At 71.3% G+C, this 1328-nt stretch carries 1 protein-coding gene; it reads left to right on the forward strand.

Going from position 1 to position 1328, the window contains the following annotated elements; translation table 11 throughout:
- A partial coding sequence (locus AB0C27_RS56145; protein WP_357863648.1) for an IS1380 family transposase occupies positions 1–1168 on the forward strand: 1168 nt, incomplete at its 5' end.
- Positions 1169–1328: the final 160 nt, after the last annotated feature.

Consider the following 1328-nt stretch of genomic DNA (forward strand, 5'->3'; position numbering starts at 1 on the left):
CGGCGGAGACTGCCTGGCCGACATCGCCCTGCTGCGCGCTCAACCCGGCCTGTTCGGCCAGGTCGCCTCCGACCCAACCGTCTCCCGCCTGATCGACCGGCTCGCCCGCGACGAGACCAAAGCACTCAAGGCCCTGCGCGCGGCCCGCGCCGCTGCTCGCGAACGCGCCTGGGACCTGGCAGGAACCGCAGCGCCGGGCAGCGACGGCGAGCTGATCCCCATCGACCTCGACGCCACCATCGTCATCGCCCACTCCGACAAACAACACGCCGCCCCGACCTGGAAACATACCTTCGGCTTCCACCCGATGACGGTCTTCGCCGACCACGGCCCGGGCGGTTCCGGTGAGCCGCTGGCCATCATGCTGCGGCCGGGCAACGCCGGCTCCAACACCGCCGCCGACCACATCGAGGCCACCCGGCCGGCCCTGGCCCAACTCCCCAAACAGCACCGGCGCCACGTACTGATCCGCACCGACTCCGGCGGCGGCACCCACGAATTCCTGTCCTGGCTCACCAAACCAGGACGCCGCCTGTCCTACTCGATCGGGTTCCCCGTGACCGAGGACGTGCAGCAGGCCATCCTGCGCCTGCCCACGAGCGCGTGGACGCCCGCCTACGACGCCGACCGTCAAGCCCGGCCCGGCGCCTGGGTAGCCGAACTCGCCGGCCTGCTGAACCTGACCGGCTGGCCCAAGGGCATGCGCGTCATCGCCCGCAAGGAACGCCCGCACCCCGGCGCCCAGCTGCGCTTCACCGACGTCGACGGCTGCCGCGTCACCTGCTTCGTCACCAACACCACCCGCGGTCAGCTCGCCGACCTGGAACTGCGCCACCGCCGCCGGGCCCGCGCCGAAGACCGCATCCGCTGCGCCAAGGACACCGGCCTGGCCAACCTGCCGCTACACCACTACGCCCGCAACCAGATCTGGTGCGAACTCGTCGCCCTGGCCTGCGAACTCCTGGCCTGGATGCAGATGCTCGCGCTACCCGGCACCACCGCCCGCGGCTACGAACCCAAACGCCTGCGCCTACGACTGTTCGCGGTGGCCGGACGGCTGGTGCGCGGAGGCCGACGACTACGCCTGCGCATCGCGGGACGGTGGCCCTGGGCCCGCGACATCCTCACCGCCCTGACCCGCCTGCAAGCCCTGCCGGCCCCGCCCTGACCACACCCAAAGCGACCCTACGACCCAGAAAGGAGCCCCACGGGCCCGTGGAACCCCGCTCACCCGGCGCGACAGCCGGGCCAGCGCGCTGACCACCGCCTGTATTCGACCCTCAGCCGAACCGTTCAGCTGGCCACACCTTGATCACGAAAGATCGAGG

Source organism: Nonomuraea sp. NPDC048882, from assembly GCF_040649755.1.
Classification (GTDB): Bacteria; Actinomycetota; Actinomycetes; order Streptosporangiales; family Streptosporangiaceae; genus Nonomuraea; species Nonomuraea maheshkhaliensis.